The organism is Rhizobium sp. 01T444, assembly GCF_056398305.1.
This window is the reverse complement of sequence record NZ_JBFTPD010000058.1, coordinates 1-19831: the sequence shown is the minus strand read 5'-3', so window position 1 is coordinate 19831 and position 19831 is coordinate 1. Positions and strand designations below refer to the sequence as shown.

The following is a 19831-nucleotide window of genomic DNA, read 5'->3' as shown; positions in this document are numbered from 1 at the left end:
GATGCGTGCGAAGGTGAGCGAACCGACGAAGGGGTCGTTCATGATCTTGAATGCGAGCATGGACAGCGGCTCGGCATCATCTGCATGACGCTCGATTTCGGCTTCGGTCTTGAAGTCGATGCCCTTGATCGCCGGAATATCAAGCGGCGACGGCAGGTAATCGACAACGGCGTCGAGCAGCGGCTGGACGCCCTTGTTCTTGAAGGCGGTGCCGCAGAACATCGGGTGGAACTTGACGTCGATCGTGCCGCGACGAACGAGTTCGCGGATCTTGTCGTTGTCGGGCATGTTGCCTTCGAGGTAGGCTTCCATCGCGGCTTCGTCGATCTCGACAACGGTCTCGATCAGCTTTTCGCGATATTCTTCAGCCTTGGCCTTCATGTCGTTCGGAATTTCAACGACATCCCACTGAGCGCCGAGGGATTCGTCGCGCCAGATGAGAGCGTTCATCTCGACGAGGTCGATTACGCCCTTGAAGTCGCTTTCAGCGCCGATCGGCAGCTGCATGACGACAGCGATCGCACCCAGACGGGTCTTGATCATCTCGACCGAGCGGTAGAAGTCCGCGCCGGTCTTGTCCATCTTGTTGCAGAAGATCATGCGCGGAACGTTGTACTTCTCAGCCTGACGCCAGACGGTTTCCGTCTGCGGCTCGACACCGGCGTTGGCATCGAGCAGCGCGATGGCGCCGTCGAGAACGCGAAGCGAACGCTCGACTTCAATGGTGAAGTCGACGTGGCCGGGGGTGTCGATGATGTTGAAACGGCGCATTTTGCCGTCACGGCCCTTCCAGTAGGTCGTGGTGGCAGCGGAGGTGATCGTGATGCCACGCTCCTGCTCCTGCTCCATCCAGTCCATCGTGGCTGCGCCATCGTGGACTTCGCCGATCTTGTGCGACTTGCCGGTGTAATAAAGGATACGCTCGGTGGTCGTGGTCTTGCCGGCGTCGATATGCGCCATGATACCGAAATTGCGGTAGTCTTCGATCTTATATTCGCGAGCCATAATGGACTGCCTTTCGATATCGTTCGGGATTACCAGCGATAATGCGAGAACGCGCGGTTGGCATCAGCCATCTTGTGCGTGTCTTCGCGCTTCTTGACTGCAGAACCGCGGTTGTTGGATGCGTCGAGAAGTTCGCCCGAAAGACGATCGATCATGGTGGTTTCGTTGCGCTTGCGAGCGGCAGCGATCAGCCAGCGAATGGCAAGAGCCTGACGGCGCTCCGGACGAACATCGACCGGAACCTGATAGGTCGCACCACCGACGCGGCGCGAACGGACTTCAACGTGCGGAGCGATATTGTCGAGCGCGGAATGGAAAACCGTGAGCGGCTCCTGCTTCGACTTGCCCTGCACGGAGTCAAACGCGCCGTATACGATGCTTTCAGCGACGGACTTCTTGCCGTCGAGCATGATGGCGTTCATGAACTTCGTGACAACGAGGTCACCGAACTTCGGGTCCGGATTGATCTCGCGCTTTTCTGCTTTGTGGCGTCTGGACATACTTCTCGTCTCTTTAACTGTTAAGGCGCTCTACCACGCGGAGGACTTCGCGCAGCGCCGGGATTTCACTTCAAGCCTTTCCGGACGGTATCGCCCGGGGCGAAATTACTTCGGACGCTTCGCACCGTACTTGGAACGGCGCTGCTTGCGGTTCTTGACACCCTGGGTATCGAGAACGCCGCGGATGATGTGGTAACGGACACCCGGAAGGTCCTTTACGCGGCCGCCACGGATCATGACGACAGAGTGTTCCTGAAGGTTGTGGCCTTCACCGGGGATGTAACCAATGACTTCGAAGCCGTTGGTGAGGCGGATCTTTGCGACCTTACGCAGAGCCGAGTTCGGCTTCTTCGGCGTCGTAGTGTAGACGCGGGTGCAAACGCCGCGCTTCTGCGGGTTCTCCTGGAGAGCGGGAACCTTATTACGCTTTACGTTCGCCTGGCGAGGCTTGCGGATCAGCTGGTTTACGGTAGGCATTCAACCATCCCTTACGTTTGTCTCAGTACCCTTGCGGGCTCGAACTTCGCCGTTTCCGGCATTGCCACACATATTTCCCTCAATGCGCAAAATATGGCCCGATCCGCTTCCGCAGATGGACCACATAGAGCAGAGGACGCAAAAAAGATGCGTCATGCGTGCAGCATCATGACTTCAACGTGCGTATAGAACCTTGTTTGAGGCGATCTTCAGGACGCGTCGTCCCAAACAGCCAAACCTCACATTGGATCTGATGGCGGGCGTACTACTGGTTTCCACCCTGTTCGTCAAGGCCGGTTAAGAAATAATCTCCGCGCCGACGGCATGAAAACCCCTGTGAACAGGCTGTTTACAGGCTCTTTAAGCCGGTTAAAGATACCCGGCAAGATAAACTTGGGCATTGCAGCAAAAACAGATAGGAATCGGTATTTGCAGACATGAAGCCCTTATATGGGATCTGCATATTGCGATTCTCAGAGAGCCGAAGGACAAGAAGATGATCGGGACACCGGACAACGACAACAATTTCGACGGACCGATGATCTTCATCATCATCGGCAAGGGCTATGAATCCGACACGAGCGAGGGCGTTGACCTGCACGTCATGCTGAAGGCCGCCGATGACGATAGCGCCGTGCGCGAAGCATTAAACGCCCTTGCCGAGGAAGGCTTCATCGAAGCCGATCTCGACCAGATCGGCATGTTGACCGAAGTACCCTCCGATGAGCCGCATGCCTCTGCCTATCAGGGTGCCCTGGACGGCGAAGTCTCGATCATCCGCTTTAGCTAAGCCTATATATAAAGAATAGCGCCTGCGCGCCGGTGCAGGCTGCGTCCTCCTCCCCTCACCTTTTTCATTTTGCCGATATCACGAGGGCAGCGAGCCTGGGTTCACGCGATAGCGTCGCCAGTGGCCTCAGCGAGTTCCACATCCACCTTTTGCGCAGATCAAACTGCACACCGCAGTGGCAGCTCGTCTGCGTTCGCGTAACGTCCGCCGACCCTTCGATACCGGTCTCCGTTCGAGGCGGCCGGCGGCTTCGTTTACCGGCGCAACCGGTTGAGTAACGCAGGATGAATGCAGGCATCGCCGTTTGCTTTGGGCCTTGCGGTCTGCCGCCATCGGAACAACAGCGCGACAACGATCTCCCAGCCACCTTCCAGACAAAGAAAAACCGCCCGGATTTCTCCGGGCGGTTTTGGATTCTGGATGTCTCGAACTGGCGATTACTCGGCAGCAGGAGCGCTTTCGTTCGCCAGGTCCTGCAGCATCGGCGTTGCGGCCCCTGCCCCGGAGCCCTTGCGGCGCTCTTCCAGGATCAGGTCGTCGCGAGCCGTCGCAATGCGGCGGATCTGGGTCATGGTGCCACCGGTACCCGCCGGGATCAGGCGGCCGACGATGACATTTTCCTTCAGACCCTGCAGGCCGTCGGTCTTGCCGGCGATCGCAGCTTCCGTCAGCACCTTGGTCGTTTCCTGGAAGGAAGCGGCCGAGATGAAGGACGGCGTCTGCAGCGATGCCTTGGTGATGCCGAGCAGAACCGGATCACCGCTGGCAGGCCTCTTGCCTTCCTCGATGAGGTGGTCGTTGACGTCTTCCAGCTCGATACGGTCGACATTGTCGCCGACGATATAGGTCGAGTCGCCTGCATCGGTGATTTCCACCTTCTGCAGCATCTGACGGACAATCACTTCGATGTGCTTGTCGTTGATGACAACGCCCTGCAGACGATAGACTTCCTGGATTTCGTTGACGAGGTAGGAAGCCAGAGCCTCCACGCCCTTGATCGCCAGGATGTCGTGCGGAGCCGGGTTACCGTCGAGGATGTAGTCACCCTTTTCGATATAGTCGCCTTCCTGAAGGTGGAAGGGCTTGCCCTTCGGGATCAGGTATTCGACCGGCTCGACACCGTCTTCCGCCGGCTCGATGATGACGCGGCGCTTGTTCTTGTAATCGCGGCCGAGGCGGATCGTACCATCGATCTCTGCGATGATGGCGTGGTCCTTCGGACGACGGGCTTCGAACAATTCTGCGACGCGCGGCAGACCACCGGTGATGTCCTTGGTCTTGGCGCTTTCCAGCGGCGAACGGGCAAGAACGTCACCCTGGGAGACCTTCGTGCCCGGCTCGACCGACAGGATCGCGTCGACCGAAAGCAGGAAGCGGGCTTCGCCGCCACGGGAGAGCTTCGCGACATTGCCGCTTGCGTCCTTGATGACGATGGCAGGCTTCAGGTCCGAACCGCGCGGGGTCGAACGCCAGTCGATAACCTGACGCTTGGTGATGCCCGTGGATTCGTCGGTCGCTTCGAGAACGGAGAGGCCGTCGACGACATCTTCGAACTGAACCGTACCGGCTACTTCCGTCATCATCGGACGGGTGTAGGGATCCCACTCCGCCAGACGCTGACCGCGCTTGACCTTGTCGCCTTCATCGACATGCAGCTTCGAACCGTAGGCAACACGCTGCGAGGAACGCTCCACGCCACGCTCGTCCAGGATCTGGACGGTCATGTTACGGCCCATGGCAACGAGGTTGCCATCGGAGTTGCGCAGGATGTTGCGGTTCTTGATCTGCACCGTACCTTCATACGAGGCTTCCAGGAACGACTGGTCGACCACGGTTGCCGTGCCACCAAGGTGGAACGTACGCATGGTAAGCTGCGTGCCCGGCTCGCCGATCGACTGGGCGGCGATGACGCCGACGGCTTCGCCCATGTTAACAGGCGTACCGCGAGCAAGGTCTCGGCCGTAGCAGACCGAGCAGACGCCCGTCTGGATTTCGCAGGTCAGCGCCGAACGAATACGGATCGACTGGATACCGGCCTTCTCGATCTCGACGACGTCGGGCTCAAGGATCATCTTGCCAGCATCGACGATACGCTCGCCGGTCACCGGATGGTCGATGTTGTCGAGGGCCGTACGGCCGAGGATACGGACACCGATCGAGGCAACGACCTGACCGGCATCGACGATGGCGGTCATGGTGAGGCCGGTTTCGGTACCGCAATCGACGTGAGTGACGATGCAATCCTGCGCGACGTCGACGAGACGGCGGGTCAGGTAACCGGAGTTTGCGGTCTTCAAGGCGGTGTCTGCCAGACCCTTACGGGCACCGTGCGTCGAGTTGAAGTACTCGTTGACGGTCAGGCCTTCCTTGAAGTTCGAGATGATCGGCGTCTCGATGATTTCACCCGACGGCTTGGCCATGAGGCCGCGCATGCCGCCCAGCTGACGCATCTGGTTCGGAGAACCACGAGCGCCCGAGTGGGACATCATGTAGATCGAGTTCATCGGCTTCTGACGACCAGTCGCCGGATCGAACTCGACAGCCTTAATGCGGGCCATCATCTCTTCGGCGACCTTTTCGGTAGCCTTACCCCAGGCGTCGACAACCTTGTTGTACTTTTCGCCCTGGGTGATGAGACCGTCGTTGTACTGCTGTTCGTATTCCTTCACCAGGTTTTCGGTGTCGTTGACGATCTTGGCCTTGGTGTCCGGGATGACCATGTCGTCCTTGCCGAACGAAATGCCGGCGCGGCAGGCATGGCTGAAGCCGAGCTGCATGATGCGGTCACAGAAGATGACCGTGTCCTTCTGGCCGCAATGACGGTAGACCGCGTCGATCATCCTGGAGATGTTCTTCTTGGTCATTTCCTGGTTGCAGATATCGAAGGTCACCTTGCCGTTCTTCGGCAGGAGTTCACCGATGAGCAGGCGGCCCGGCGTCGTTTCATAGATCTTCGAGTAGGGCTTGCCGTCCTCGCCGATAGACTTGAAGCGGCCGCGGATCTTGGTGTGCAGCGTCACGACCTTGGTTTCGAGGGCGTGGTGCAGCTCGCCGAGATCGGAGAAGGCCATGCCTTCGCCCGGCTCGTTCTGGTTCATGATCGACAGGTAGTACAGGCCGAGAACCATGTCCTGCGACGGAACGATGATCGGTGCACCGTTTGCCGGGTGCAGGATGTTGTTCGTCGACATCATCAGAACGCGAGCTTCGAGCTGGGCTTCGAGCGACAGCGGCACGTGAACAGCCATCTGGTCACCATCGAAGTCGGCGTTGAAGGCCGTGCAGACGAGCGGGTGCAGCTGGATGGCCTTGCCTTCGACCAGGGTGGGTTCGAAGGCCTGGATGCCCAGGCGGTGCAGCGTCGGTGCGCGGTTCAGCAGAACCGGATGCTCGCGGATGACCTCGTCGAGGATATCCCAGACTTCCGGCTTTTCCTTTTCGACGAGCTTCTTGGCCTGCTTGACGGTCGAAGAATAACCTTTCGCGTCGAGGCGGGCGTAGATGAACGGCTTGAAGAGCTCGAGCGCCATCTTCTTCGGAAGACCGCACTGATGCAGCTTCAGTTCCGGACCGGTCACGATGACCGAACGGCCGGAATAGTCGACGCGCTTGCCGAGCAGGTTCTGACGGAAGCGGCCCTGCTTGCCCTTGAGCATGTCGGACAGCGACTTCAGCGGACGCTTGTTGGCGCCGGTGATGACGCGGCCGCGACGGCCGTTATCGAAGAGCGCATCGACAGATTCCTGCAGCATGCGCTTTTCGTTACGGATGATGATGCCCGGAGCGCGCAGTTCGATCAGGCGCTTCAGACGGTTGTTACGGTTGATGACGCGACGATACAGATCGTTGAGGTCAGACGTCGCGAAACGACCACCGTCCAGAGGAACCAGCGGGCGCAGGTCCGGCGGGATGACCGGAACGACCTTCATGATCATCCATTCCGGACGGTTGCCGGATTCCATGAAGTTCTCGACGATCTTCAGGCGCTTCATCAGCTTCTTCTGCTTGAGATCCGACGTGGTGTCGGCAAGCTCGGAGCGCAGGTCGCCAGCGATCTTCTCAAGGTTCATCGATGCCAGCATCTCATAGATGGCTTCGGCACCGATCATGGCCGTGAACTGGTCTTCACCGTATTCGTCGACGGCAAGCATGTACTCTTCTTCGGACAGGAGCTGGTGCTCCTTGAGTGCGGTCAGACCCGGCTCGGTCACGATGTAGTTTTCGAAGTAGAGGACGCGCTCAACATCCTTCAGCGTCATGTCGAGCAGCGTGGAGATGCGGCTCGGCAGCGACTTCAGGAACCAGATGTGGGCAACGGGAGCGGCGAGCTCGATATGGCCCATGCGCTCACGGCGAACGCGCGACAGCGTGACTTCGACGCCGCACTTTTCGCAGATGATGCCCTTGTACTTCATGCGCTTGTACTTGCCGCACAGGCACTCGTAGTCCTTGATCGGTCCGAAGATGCGCGCGCAGAAGAGACCGTCGCGTTCCGGCTTGAACGTACGGTAGTTGATGGTTTCCGGCTTCTTGATCTCGCCGTAGGACCAGGAAAGAATCTTCTCCGGAGAGGCGATCGAAATCCGGATGGAATCGAAGTTCTGTGCAGGCACCTGCGGATTGAAAAGATTCATGACCTCTTGGTTCATGCCTGTCTCCTTCATGGGCGAAAGCGCCCTTAGCTTGCGAGGTTGGCGGCAAATTCCCGGGAGCCGCGCCAGCGCTTAAACGACAATAACCGCAGAATGCGGCGAAAGCGTCCCTGCCCGGCCAACACGTTAAGGGGCCTCGGCGGGAACCGTGTGCGCTCTTTTGAAGAGCGCACACCCTATCAAGTGGTTACTCGGCTGCGTCCGGCAGCTGGCCTGCAGCCTGCAGGTCCTCGACCTTGGAATTTTCGAGCTCGACCGAGAGACCCAGCGAGCGCATTTCCTTGACGAGAACGTTGAAGCTTTCCGGAATGCCGGCCTCGAATGTGTCGTCGCCACGGACGATCGCTTCGTAGACCTTGGTGCGGCCGGCAACGTCGTCCGACTTCACCGTCAGCATTTCCTGCAGCGTGTAGGCTGCGCCGTAAGCTTCGAGCGCCCAGACTTCCATTTCGCCGAAGCGCTGACCGCCGAACTGCGCCTTGCCGCCCAGCGGCTGCTGGGTAACGAGCGAGTACGGGCCGATCGAACGAGCGTGGATCTTGTCGTCGACCAGGTGGTTGAGCTTCAGCATGTAGATGTAGCCAACCGTGACCTGGCGGTCGAACTGCTCGCCGGTACGACCGTCGTACAGCGTCGACTGACCTGTGTCCTTGAGACCTGCAAGGCGCAGCATCTCATTGACGTTCTCTTCGTTCGCACCGTCGAAGACCGGGGTCGCGATGGAGACGCCACGCTTCCACTGATCGGCCAGACGCAGGACCGAGTCATCGTCGAAATCCTTGACCTGTTCGGCCTTCGGACCGTCACCGACAACGTCGCCGATCGTCTTGCGCAGCGGTTCGATGTTGCCGTTGGCCTTGTAGGCCTCCAGCATATCGCCGATCTGACGACCCATGCCGGCGCAAGCCCAGCCAAGGTGCGTCTCAAGGATCTGGCCGACGTTCATGCGCGAGGGCACGCCGAGCGGGTTCAGAACGACGTCCACATGCGTACCGTCTTCCAGGAACGGCATGTCTTCGACCGGCACGATGCGCGACACGACACCCTTGTTGCCGTGACGGCCGGCCATCTTGTCGCCCGGCTGGATCTTGCGCTTAACAGCGACGAAGACCTTGACCATCTTCATGACGCCCGGAGGCATTTCGTCGCCGCGCTGGACCTTTTCGACCTTGTCCATGAAGCGCTGTTCAAGGCGCGACTTGGATTCGTCGTACTGGCCGCGGAGTGCTTCGAGCTCGCTCTGGACCTTTTCGTCTTCGACGGCGAACATCCACCACTGCGAGCGGGGATATTCGGAAACGACGGCATTCGACAGCTCGGTGCCCTTCTTGAAGCCCTTCGGGCCTGCAATGGAGGACTGGCCGCGCAGCATGTCGATCAGACGGCCGTAGACGTTACGGTCGAGGATCGCCTGCTCGTCGTCGCGGTCCTTTGCCAGACGCTCGATCTCTTCGCGCTCGATAGCCATCGCGCGCTCGTCCTTTTCAACGCCGTGGCGGTTGAAGACGCGCACTTCGACGATCGTGCCGTAGGTGCCGGGCGGCATGCGCATGGACGTATCGCGGACGTCGGATGCCTTTTCACCGAAGATGGCGCGCAGGAGCTTTTCTTCCGGCGTCATCGGGCTTTCGCCCTTCGGCGTGATCTTGCCGACCAGGATATCGCCTGGCTGAACTTCGGCGCCGATATAGACGATGCCGGCTTCGTCGAGGTTCTTCAGCGCTTCTTCCGAAACGTTCGGAATGTCGCGGGTGATTTCCTCAGGACCAAGCTTGGTGTCGCGCGCCATCACTTCGAATTCTTCGATGTGGATGGAGGTGAACACGTCGTCGGCAACGATGCGCTCGGAGAGCAGGATCGAGTCTTCGTAGTTGTAGCCGTTCCAGGGCATGAACGCGACGAGCGCGTTGCGGCCGAGAGCCAGGTCGCCGAGATCGGTCGACGGGCCGTCGGCGAGGATGTCGCCGCGGTTGACCTCGTCACCGACGGTGACCAGCGGACGCTGGTTGACGCAGGTGTTCTGGTTCGAACGCTGGAACTTCTGCAGGCGGTAGATATCGACGCCGGACTTGCCGGCTTCGAGGTCTTCCGTGGCGCGGATAACGATACGCGTCGCATCGACCTGGTCGACCACACCGCCGCGGCGCGCGCCGATGGCGGCGCCGGAGTCGCGGGCGACGACCGGCTCCATGCCGGTACCGACGAACGGCGCTTCAGCGCGCAGAAGCGGAACGGCCTGACGCTGCATGTTCGAGCCCATGAGAGCGCGGTTGGCGTCGTCGTTTTCCAGGAACGGGATGAGAGCGGCTGCGACCGAAACGACCTGCTTCGGCGAAACGTCCATCAGGTTCATGCTGTCGCGCGGGGCGAGCATAACTTCGCCGGCGTGACGGCAGACGACGAATTCATCGACGAAGGAACCGTCCGACGTCAGTTCGGCGTTGGCCTGGGCAACATAGTACTTCGCCTCTTCCATGGCGGAAAGGTATAGTACGTCAGTCGTGACCTTGCCATCGACGATACGACGGTACGGGCTTTCGATGAAACCGTACTTGTTGACGCGCGCAAAGGTCGCCAGCGAGTTGATCAGACCGATGTTCGGGCCTTCCGGCGTTTCGATCGGGCAAATACGGCCGTAGTGCGTCGGATGAACGTCGCGGACTTCGAAGCCGGCGCGCTCGCGGGTCAGACCACCCGGGCCAAGAGCCGAGAGACGGCGCTTGTGGGTGATTTCCGAGAGCGGGTTCACCTGGTCCATGAACTGCGAGAGCTGCGAGGAACCGAAGAATTCGCGGACGGCTGCAGCAGCCGGCTTGGCGTTGATCAGGTCCTGCGGCATGACCGTGTCGATTTCGATCGAGGACATGCGTTCCTTGATCGCGCGCTCCATGCGAAGCAGGCCGAGACGGTACTGGTTCTCCATCAGCTCGCCAACCGAGCGGACGCGGCGGTTGCCAAGGTTGTCGATGTCGTCGATCTCGCCCTTGCCGTCGCGCAGTTCGACAAGCATCTTGACCACGGCCAGGATGTCGTCCTTGCGCAGGATGCGGACGGTGTCTTCGACGCTGAGGTCAAGACGCATGTTCATCTTCACGCGGCCGACGGCGGAGAGGTCGTAACGCTCCGCATCGAAGAACAGCGAGTTGAACATGGCTTCGGCCGAATCCATCGTCGGCGGTTCACCCGGACGCATGACGCGGTAAATGTCAAACAGAGCGTCCTGACGGTTCTCGTTCTTGTCTGCGGTCAGCGTGTTGCGGATGTAGGCGCCGACATTGATGTGATCGATGCCGAGAACCGGGATCTCGTCGAAATGGTTGGCGAGGATGACGCCGAGCGTCTTCTCGTCGATTTCGTCGCCGGCTTCGAGATAGATCTCACCCGTCGAGTAGTTGACGATGTCTTCGGCGAGGTAGTTGCCGTACAGATCGTCGTCCGTCGCCTTGAGTGCCTTCAGGCCCTTGTCGGAGAGCGTGCGAAGCAGGCGTGGCGTGAGCTTCTTGCCAGCTTCGACAACGACTTCGCCGGTATCGGCGTCGACCATCTCGGTGATCGCCTTTGCACCCTTCAGCGTTTCCGGCTTGAAGGGAATGCGCCAGCCTTCGCCGTCGCGCTTGTAGAGCGACTTCGTGTAGAAGGTGTCAAGGATTTCCTCGCCGTCCATGCCGAGGGCCATCAGCAGCGACGTCACCGGAATCTTGCGGCGGCGGTCGATACGGGCATAGACGATGTCCTTGGCGTCGAATTCGATATCGAGCCAGGAGCCGCGATACGGGATCACGCGCGCAGCAAAGAGCAGCTTGCCGGAAGAATGGCTCTTGCCCTTGTCGTGGTCGAAGAAGACGCCCGGCGAACGGTGCATCTGGGACACGATCACGCGCTCGGTGCCGTTGACGATGAACGTACCGTTATTCGTCATGAGCGGCATGTCGCCCATGTAGACGGACTGTTCCTTGATGTCCTTGATCGACTTCGCGCCGGTATCCTCGTCGATATCGAACACGATGAGACGGAGAGTAACCTTCAGCGGCGCGGCGTAGGTCAGGTCGCGCTGGCGGCATTCGTCGACGTCGAACTTCGGCGGTTCGAATTCATAGGACACGAACTCCAGCATGGAGGCGCCGGAGAAGTCGGTGATCGGGAAAACGGACTTGAAGACGGCCTGAAGGCCTTCGTCGGGACGACCGCCCTTGGGCTCTTCAACCATCAGAAACTGGTCGTAGGATGCCTTCTGAACCTCGATGAGGTTCGGCATTTCTGCGACTTCGGGGATTTTACCAAAAAACTTGCGTACGCGCCTGCGACCATTGAACGTAAGGGTCTGAGCCATCGTCGCTCCTTCAAAAATTGCATCCGGGCCTGCAACGGACGGGAACCGATGGCCAGTCGATCCCGTCAACCAATGGATAGTTCAACCTCGTCCCACCTCCCGAAACAGCCAGGCCGGATTGCCTTGGCGCCTCGGTTCGAGACCATGCTCTTGAAGAACCCATTACCCAAAAGCCGTTTTCACGCGGCTTTTGGGTAATTCGTTCAAAAAAACGGCAAATGGGAGACGGTAAATACCGTCTCCCAAAAGACGTTCAAGATTACTTGACGTCGGCCTTTGCGCCAGCGTCTTCAAGCTTCTTCTTGATGTCAGCGGCTTCAGCCTTGTTAACGCCTTCCTTGACAGCCTTCGGAGCGGCTTCGACAAGGTCCTTGGCTTCCTTGAGGCCCAGGCCGGTGATGGCGCGGACTTCCTTGATGACGTTGATCTTGTTGGCGCCGGCATCCGTGAGGATGACGTCGAACTCGGTCTTTTCTTCTTCAACGACAGCAGCAGCACCTGCACCGCCAGCAGCGGCAGCAACAGCTACCGGAGCAGCAGCGGAAACGCCCCACTTTTCTTCGAGAAGCTTCGACAGCTCAGCGGCTTCCAGGACGGTCAGCGAGGAGAGGTCGTCAACGATCTTTGCGAGATCAGCCATTTTACTAGTTCCTTTTGTTCGGTTCGAACCGGTTGATTATAAACAGCGAAAAACCGCCTTAAGCGGCTTCGTCCTTCTTGGCGTAGGCCGCAAACACGCGGGCAAGCTGGCTTGCCGGTGCTGCAACAACCCCAGCGATGCGGGTAGCCGGCGTCTGGATCATGCCCAGCAGCTTCGCACGCAGCTCATCGAGCGAAGGCAGGGTCGCAAGCGACTTGACAGCTTCAGCATTGAGCGTGGTTGTTCCCATGGCGCCGCCGAGGACAACGATCTTGTCGTTGGTCTTGGCGAAATCCATGACGACCTTCGGAGCGGTGATCGGATCATTGCTGTAAGCAATGAGGGTCTGACCTTTGAAGAGATCGGCGATCCCTTCCGCTTCCGTACCCTGAAGGGCAATTTTGGCCAGGCGGTTCTTCGCGACTTTGATGGTGCCGCCAGCAGCGCGCATCTTCGAACGAAAATCGTTCATCTGTGCGACTGTAGCACCAGCATAGTGGGCCACGACAACCGAGCCGGATGCCTTGAAGACATCGTTCAGTTCCGTGACGAATTCGCGTTTTTCCGCTCTTTCCACTGCCTATCTCCAGTTGATGGGACCGCTTGAACGGACCCACCGGGTTGCCTTTGCCTCCTGGGATCAGAAGCGATCCCAAGCGACGCTTGAGGATCCTGTCCCCTCGCGCTCCGCGCCAATTAAGGCAAAGGAGGCACAAGGCATCCAAGGCTCGAACCGATTTCCTAGAAGCAGAACTTCATGCAATTCGGGTCTTACCCGTCTCATGCAGGCAACAGTGATTAAGGGAAAACCACCTGCAATCTCGGACAGGATTCCGGATTTCTCCGGAATATTCCGGCCTCTTGCGAGGCCGGAATTCTTTACAATCGGGCCGAAGCCCGATGAAACTTAAGCAGCAGTAACCGCTGCGGTGACCGAGCCGACTTCGATCTTGACGCCCGGACCCATGGTCGAGGAGAGGGCTACGCGCTTGACGTAGTTGCCCTTGGCGCCAGCCGGCTTTGCCTTGATGACGGCGTCAGCGAAGGCACGGATGTTTTCTTCCAGAGCCTTGGCATCGAAGGATGCCTTGCCGATGCCGGCGTGAACGATACCAGCCTTCTCGACGCGGAACTCGACAGCGCCGCCCTTGGAAGCCTTGACGGCACCAGCGACATCCATCGTAACCGTGCCGACCTTCGGGTTCGGCATCATGCCACGCGGGCCGAGAACCTTACCGAGGCGGCCGACGAGCGGCATCATATCCGGGGTGGCGATGCAGCGATCGAAGTCGATCTTGCCGCCCTGAACGATTTCAACGAGCTCTTCCGCGCCAACGATATCTGCGCCGGCAGCCTTGGCTTCATCAGCCTTGACGCCACGAGCGAAAACAGCAACGCGAACCGTACGGCCGGTGCCGTTCGGCAGGTTGACAACGCCGCGGACCATCTGGTCTGCGTGACGCGGGTCGACGCCGAGGTTCATCGAAACTTCGATGGTTTCATCGAACTTTGCGACAGCACGTTCCTTGACCATGCCGATGGCGGTCGTCAGAGCGTAGAGCTTGGTCGGATCAACACCTTCGTTGATCTTCTGAGTGCGCTTGCCTGCCATGGTCTTAACCCACCACTTCCAGGCCCATGGCGCGGGCAGAGCCCTCGATCATCGCCATTGCACCTTCGATATCCGCTGCGTTCAGATCCTTCATCTTGGCTTCGGCGATCGTCTTGATCTGAGCCTTGGTGAGGGTACCGGCCTTTGCGCCCTTGCCCGGGGTCTTGGAACCGGACTGGATCTTCGCTTCCTTCTTCAGCCAGTAGCTGACCGGAGGCTGCTTCATGGCGAAGGTGAAGGACTTGTCCTGGTAATAGGTGATGACGACCGGGATCGGCATACCCTTTTCCATTTCCTGCGTAGCCGCGTTGAACGACTTGCAGAATTCCATGATGTTAATGCCACGCTGACCAAGCGCCGGGCCGATCGGCGGGGACGGGTTTGCCGATCCTGCCTTGACCTGCAGCTTGAGCTGGCCTGCAACTTTCTTAGCCATATATCTCTCTGCCTTTCACTGATGACCGGTTTCCCGGCCCTTGATGCCGGATCACTCCGGCGGCTGCGGTTGCGTGGTGCGGATCGTTAGGACCTGGCTTAAGACCCCTCACCTTCCACGCGATGCGGCTTTCGCCGCCCGAAGAACGGTCACAAGTGACCGAGCCTCGATCTCGAAAATCAGACCTTCTCGACCTGAGCGTATTCCAGCTCGACCGGCGTAGCGCGACCAAAGATCGACACTTCCACTTTCAGGCGCGAACGCTCTTCGTCCACATCCTGAACCGTGCCGTTAAACGAAGCGAACGGACCATCGGAAACGCGAACCTGCTCGCCGATTTCAAAGGTAACGGAAGCCTTCGGCCGCTCGACACCTTCCTGAACCTGACCGAGAATGCGCTCAGCCTCAGAATCCGGAATCGGAACGGGCTTATTGTCCGAGCCAAGGAAGCCCGTGACCTTCGGCGTATTCTTGATCAGGTGATAGGCCTCATCCGTCAGGTTCGCACGAACCATGACATAGCCCGGGAAGAACTTGCGCTCGGAATCGACCTTGCGGCCGCGGCGCACTTCCACCACCTTTTCGGTCGGCACGAGGATCTTCTCGAACAGGTGCTCAAGCCCCTTCTGGCGAGCCTTGTTCTCGATGTCCTCAGCCACCTTCTTTTCAAAATTAGAATATGCGTGGACGATGTACCAACGTGCCGCCATTTTCATCTCCACTCGTATCAGTTGCCGGTATTGAGCACAAAGCTCAGGGCCCAGCCAATGAGCTGGTCGGCGGCAAAGAAAAACAGCGCAGCAAAAACAACCATAAACAGCACCATGACCGTCGAGATCATTGTCTCGCGGCGCGACGGCCAAGTAACTTTAGACGTCTCCGTGCGGACCTGCTGCAGAAACGCGAATGGATTGGATTTGGATGCCATCGACTGCCCACGCAATTACGGCGCGTAAAGCTGAAACTATCAGCCCCACGCACCGCGTGTCTGTTGAACCCTAAATAAACATCGATTTCCGAATACACAAGAGGGAAACCGATGTTTAACGAAATTTGTCGCCATATGCCCAATCCTCGCCGGAACGCTGCGTTCACGTCCGCGCTGTCCGTTCAAGGAAAAATGGCAGGGGCAGTAAGGCTCGAACTTACGACCTGCGGTTTTGGAGACCGCCGCTCTACCAACTGAGCTATACCCCTTTACGCTTTGCATTCAGCCTGTTGACCTTGAGATCATCAGCCGGTGAAAGCATGGCGCTCCCTTTAAAACGGCGGCTCGGGATATGCAAGAGCGATTTTTGATTTTCAGAACCATTCTCCGCAGGCGACCGGAAGAAGTGGCCGACAGCAACGTATCTGGCGGCCGGACGCGAAATTGAATGCGCCCGACCCCGCAAGAGTTTTCTGACCGGAATCTCAGACTTTTACATATTTGCGCCAGTCGTGCTCTTCCTTAAAGCCGAGCACCTCGCGAATCTTCCGGTTGGAAAGCAGGCCCTCATATTCGCCGATCTCACGGGTGAAGGGCACATTCGGGAAGAATCGTTTGGCGAGCTCTCTCGACGGGGTATTGGCCGAAACCGTGTCGTTGGCGGCATTAAAGACCTGGAAGCCCAATCCGTCCTTCTCAATGCAGCGATGGACGATTTGGCCGAGGTCGCGCGCGTCAATATAACTCCAGGCGATGCGCTTGCGCATTTCCGGATTGGCGAAATAGGTCGGAAATTTCTCGTATTCATGCGGCTCGATGACGTTGCCGATGCGCAGCGCGTAAATATCGAAGCCTGAGCGCTCGGCAAAAGCGCGCGCCGTCTTCTCGTTCAGGACCTTCGAGAGGCCGTAGGAATCCATCGGATTGACATCATAGTCCTCATCCAGCGGAAACTGGTGGAAGTCGCGATGGCCTTCGGCGAAACAGACGCCATAGGTCGTCTCGCTCGACGCGACGATGACCTTCCGGATACCGAGCTTCACTGCAGCCTCGATGACATTATAGGTGCCCATCGTGTTGATGCGGAAGGTCTCGTTGTCCGGCTTGATCAGGATACGCGGCACCGCCGCAAAATGCACAACGGCGTCGAAAGGCTGTACGCCCTTGCCCGCTTCCAGATCCGGAAAGTCCCGGTGCATGGAAAGCACGTTGAACATCTGGCCGCTGTCGGTGATGTCGGCGATGAGATTGGTGACTTTAGGGCTTTCGAGTGGCACGAGATCGACATTGTGCACATCATAGCCAGCATTGATGAGCCACGGCACGGCATGGCGTCCCGCCTTGCCCGAACCGCCAGTGAAGAGAATGCGCTTTTTCATGGAAAATCCTCCGCGTCATGAAATCGGAGGCATAGATAAACTCTTCCGCGCGAAGAGCAAGCGAGCGTCTCACGGGCAGGTTCAAACCCACCTCGGCCAGGAGCTTCCTCCCGGAAGCACCTGCGCTGTTACTTTTACGGCCCGCCGGAATATCCGGCGATCCAGTCATGCTATCATTTAACGACGCTTACTTCGTCTATCTGCACGCCAGCTGCCTGAACAACTTCCTGCGGAATTGCAGCGATGAAAAACATCGTGAAAACATACATCGCGAAAATCGTCGCAACGAATGTAGCTTTGTGAATCATCCTACTCTCCTCTCTATAATGAGGAGTCTGGACTAAAAATGCCGGAACGCAAAACGCTTTCTGAACGCTAGATGAACAAAATACTGTTATGGGGCATCTTAACGATATTTTTACAACATCTCAGGAACGCCTGAGGATGCTGGAAAACGAAAAAACCCCGCAGTCTCCAGCGGGGTTTTTCCTAAAATCGGGGATAATTCCGATTATTCGATGATCGAAGCAACGATGCCTGCACCGACGGTGCGGCCGCCTTCGCGGATAGCGAAGCGAAGCTTTTCTTCCATCGCGATCGGAACGATCAGCTCGACGTCAACGGTCACGTTGTCGCCAGGCATAACCATTTCCGTGCCTTCCGGAAGCGTCACGATGCCGGTCACGTCCGTCGTGCGGAAGTAGAACTGCGGACGGTAGTTCGTGAAGAACGGCGTATGACGGCCGCCTTCTTCCTTCGTCAGGATGTAGGCTTCTGCCTTGAACTTCTTGTGCGGCTTGACAGAGCCCGGCTTGCACAGGATCTGGCCACGCTCGACGCCGTCACGGTTCACACCGCGAACCAGAGCGCCGATGTTGTCGCCAGCCTGGCCCTGATCGAGCAGCTTGCGGAACATTTCAACGCCGGTCACCGTCGTCTTCGAGGTCGGACGAATGCCGACGATTTCGACTTCTTCGCCAACCTTGACGATACCACGCTCGACGCGGCCGGTCACAACCGTACCACGGCCGGAGATCGAGAACACGTCTTCGATCGGCATCAGGAACGGCTGGTCGATCGGACGCTCAGGCGTCGGGATGTAGGCGTCAACTGCAGCCATCAGCTCGCGGATCGCGTCTTCACCGATCTTCTTGTCAGAATCTTCAAGAGCAGCAAGCGCCGAACCCTTGACGACCGGAATGTCGTCGCCCGGGAAGTCGTAGGACGACAGAAGTTCGCGCACTTCCAGTTCGACGAGCTCGAGAAGCTCGGCGTCGTCAACCTGGTCGACCTTGTTGAGGAACACGACGATTGCCGGAACGCCAACCTGGCGGGCGAGCAGGATGTGCTCGCGCGTCTGCGGCATCGGGCCGTCAGCGGCAGAGCAGACCAGGATCGCGCCGTCCATCTGCGCGGCACCCGTGATCATGTTCTTGACATAGTCAGCGTGGCCGGGGCAGTCGACGTGCGCGTAGTGGCGGGCCGGCGTTTCATACTCGACGTGAGCCGTCGAAATGGTGATGCCGCGTGCCTTTTCTTCCGGGGCAGCGTCGATCTGGTCATACGCCTTGAACTCACCGAAATACTTCGTGATCGCTGCCGTCAGAGACGTCTTGCCGTGGTCAACGTGGCCGATCGTGCCAATGTTGACGTGCGGCTTGTTGCGCTCAAACTTACTCTTTGCCATTTTCGGCTCTCCATTCTTTGGCCCCGAGGGGCGCTAATTCTTGTTATCGGTCAATTGGTATTCCGGTCACTTCTGACCGGAATACTTTGCCTGGATTTCGGTTGCGACGTTCGACGGGACCGGCGAGTAATGATCGAAGGTCATCGTGTACTGAGCACGACCCTGCGACATGGAGCGCAGGTTATCGACGTACTTGAACATGTTGGCCAGCGGGACGTTGGCGTTGATGACAACGGCTACACCGCGGCTTTCCTGACCCTGGATCTGACCACGGCGGGAGTTGAGGTCGCCGATAACGTCGCCGACGTAATCTTCCGGGGTAACGACCTCGACCTTCATCATCGGCTCGAGGAGCTGAGCGCCGGCCTTCTTTGCCGCTTCACGGAAGCAAGCGCGGGAAGCGATTTCGAACGCCAGGACAGAGGAGTCGACGTCATGGAAGGCGCCGTCGATGAGCGTCGCCTTGACGCCCAGCATCGGGAAGCCTGCCAGCGGGCCAGAAGACAGAACGCTTTCGATACCCTTCTGAACGCCCGGGATGTATTCCTTCGGAACAGCACCGCCGACGATCTTGGATTCGAACTTGAAGTCTTCACCATCCGGGTTCGGTTCGAAGACGATCTTGACGCGCGCGAACTGGCCGGTACCACCGGACTGCTTCTTGTGCGTGTAGTCTTCTTCGTGCTGGCGCGTGATGGTTTCGCGGTAAGCAACCTGCGGCGCGCCGACGTTTGCTTCAACCTTGAACTCACGACGCATGCGGTCGACGATGATGTCGAGATGCAGTTCGCCCATGCCGGCAATGATCGTCTGACCGGATTCCTGATCCGTCTTCACGCGGAAGGACGGATCTTCTGCTGCCAGGCGGTTGAGCGCGAGGCCCATCTTTTCCTGGTCGCCCTTGGACTTCGGCTCGATAGCGATCTGGATGACCGGCTCCGGGAACTCCATGCGCTCAAGGATAACCGGCTTCAACGGGTCGCAGAGCGTGTCACCCGTGGTGGTTTCCTTGAGACCTGCGAGAGCAACGATGTCGCCTGCAAAGGCTTCTTCGATGTCTTCACGCGAGTTGGAGTGCATCTGCAACATGCGGCCGACGCGCTCGCGCTTGTCCTTGACCGTGTTCATGACCGACGAGCCCTTTTCCAGCTTGCCGGAGTAGATGCGTGCGAAGGTGAGCGAACCGACGAAGGGGTCGTTCATGATCTTGAATGCGAGCATGGACAGCGGCTCGGCATCATCTGCATGACGCTCGATTTCGGCTTCGGTCTTGAAGTCGATGCCCTTGATCGCCGGAATATCAAGCGGCGACGGCAGGTAATCGACAACGGCGTCGAGCAGCGGCTGGACGCCCTTGTTCTTGAAGGCGGTGCCGCAGAACATCGGGTGGAACTT

16 protein-coding genes and 1 tRNA gene are annotated in these 19831 nt (G+C 58.6%); 1 reads left to right on the top strand and 16 read right to left on the bottom strand.

Annotation, left to right across the window (positions count from 1 at the left end):
- The 3 genes from AC1DTN_RS36225 to rpsL all read right to left on the bottom strand — a co-directional run.
- Window positions 1-1005: GTP-binding protein (locus tag AC1DTN_RS36225; RefSeq protein ID WP_477924892.1), on the bottom strand; the 1005-nt coding region annotated here is incomplete at its 3' end.
- Window positions 1006-1034: 29 nt separating this feature from the next.
- Window positions 1035-1505 (bottom strand): 30S ribosomal protein S7, encoded by a 471-nt coding sequence (gene rpsG, locus AC1DTN_RS36220; RefSeq protein WP_007817128.1) that lies wholly within the window; start codon window positions 1503-1505, stop codon window positions 1035-1037.
- A 105-nt stretch (window positions 1506-1610) separates the two neighbouring features.
- Window positions 1611-1982 carry a 30S ribosomal protein S12 gene (gene rpsL, locus AC1DTN_RS36215; RefSeq protein WP_003547537.1) on the bottom strand — a complete coding sequence of 124 codons (372 nt, stop codon included), beginning with the start codon at window positions 1980-1982 and terminating at the stop codon, window positions 1611-1613.
- A gap of 496 nt (window positions 1983-2478) precedes the next feature.
- Between rpsL and AC1DTN_RS36210 the strand changes: the two genes are divergently transcribed.
- The gene (locus AC1DTN_RS36210; protein WP_007817126.1) at window positions 2479-2772 is read left to right on the top strand and encodes a hypothetical protein; all 294 of its coding nucleotides are present in this window, start codon (window positions 2479-2481) and stop codon (window positions 2770-2772) included.
- 437 nt (window positions 2773-3209) lie between these two features.
- Here the strand turns inward: AC1DTN_RS36210 and rpoC are convergent, their stop codons facing one another.
- The 13 genes from rpoC to fusA all read right to left on the bottom strand — a co-directional run.
- Window positions 3210-7421: a DNA-directed RNA polymerase subunit beta' gene (rpoC, locus tag AC1DTN_RS36205; protein ID WP_113325480.1), complete on the bottom strand. Its 4212-nt coding sequence runs from the start codon at window positions 7419-7421 to the stop codon at window positions 3210-3212.
- A gap of 190 nt (window positions 7422-7611) precedes the next feature.
- A complete protein-coding gene (rpoB, locus tag AC1DTN_RS36200; RefSeq protein ID WP_439014699.1) occupies window positions 7612-11754 on the bottom strand; it encodes a DNA-directed RNA polymerase subunit beta in 4143 nt (1380 codons plus the stop codon).
- 259 nt (window positions 11755-12013) lie between these two features.
- Entirely contained in the window at window positions 12014-12394 is a 381-nt protein-coding gene (gene rplL / locus AC1DTN_RS36195; RefSeq protein ID WP_007817117.1) for a 50S ribosomal protein L7/L12, read from the bottom strand.
- 58 nt (window positions 12395-12452) lie between these two features.
- Window positions 12453-12971 carry a 50S ribosomal protein L10 gene (gene rplJ / locus AC1DTN_RS36190; RefSeq protein WP_007817115.1) on the bottom strand — a complete coding sequence of 173 codons (519 nt, stop codon included), beginning with the start codon at window positions 12969-12971 and terminating at the stop codon, window positions 12453-12455.
- Window positions 12972-13301: 330 nt separating this feature from the next.
- A complete protein-coding gene (gene rplA / locus AC1DTN_RS36185) occupies window positions 13302-14006 on the bottom strand; it encodes a 50S ribosomal protein L1 (protein WP_113325481.1) in 705 nt (234 codons plus the stop codon).
- Window positions 14007-14010: 4 nt separating this feature from the next.
- The gene (gene rplK / locus AC1DTN_RS36180; protein WP_007817112.1) at window positions 14011-14442 is read right to left on the bottom strand and encodes a 50S ribosomal protein L11; all 432 of its coding nucleotides are present in this window, start codon (window positions 14440-14442) and stop codon (window positions 14011-14013) included.
- 179 nt (window positions 14443-14621) lie between these two features.
- On the bottom strand, window positions 14622-15152 hold the full coding sequence (gene nusG / locus AC1DTN_RS36175; protein ID WP_007817111.1) for a transcription termination/antitermination protein NusG: 531 nt from the start codon (window positions 15150-15152) through the stop codon (window positions 14622-14624).
- Between the two features lie 17 nt (window positions 15153-15169).
- Window positions 15170-15370 carry a preprotein translocase subunit SecE gene (gene secE, locus AC1DTN_RS36170; protein WP_007817110.1) on the bottom strand — a complete coding sequence of 67 codons (201 nt, stop codon included), beginning with the start codon at window positions 15368-15370 and terminating at the stop codon, window positions 15170-15172.
- Window positions 15371-15563: 193 nt separating this feature from the next.
- Window positions 15564-15639: transfer RNA gene (locus AC1DTN_RS36165), tRNA-Trp, on the bottom strand.
- A gap of 216 nt (window positions 15640-15855) precedes the next feature.
- Complete coding sequence (locus tag AC1DTN_RS36160) at window positions 15856-16749, bottom strand: NAD-dependent epimerase/dehydratase family protein (protein ID WP_439014698.1); 894 nt, start codon at window positions 16747-16749, stop codon at window positions 15856-15858.
- A gap of 173 nt (window positions 16750-16922) precedes the next feature.
- A complete protein-coding gene (locus AC1DTN_RS36155; protein WP_007817108.1) occupies window positions 16923-17057 on the bottom strand; it encodes a hypothetical protein in 135 nt (44 codons plus the stop codon).
- A gap of 203 nt (window positions 17058-17260) precedes the next feature.
- On the bottom strand, window positions 17261-18436 hold the full coding sequence (tuf, locus tag AC1DTN_RS36150; protein ID WP_113323818.1) for an elongation factor Tu: 1176 nt from the start codon (window positions 18434-18436) through the stop codon (window positions 17261-17263).
- A gap of 66 nt (window positions 18437-18502) precedes the next feature.
- On the bottom strand, window positions 18503-19831 hold a 1329-nt coding region (gene fusA / locus AC1DTN_RS36145), incomplete at its 5' end, for an elongation factor G (protein WP_477924890.1).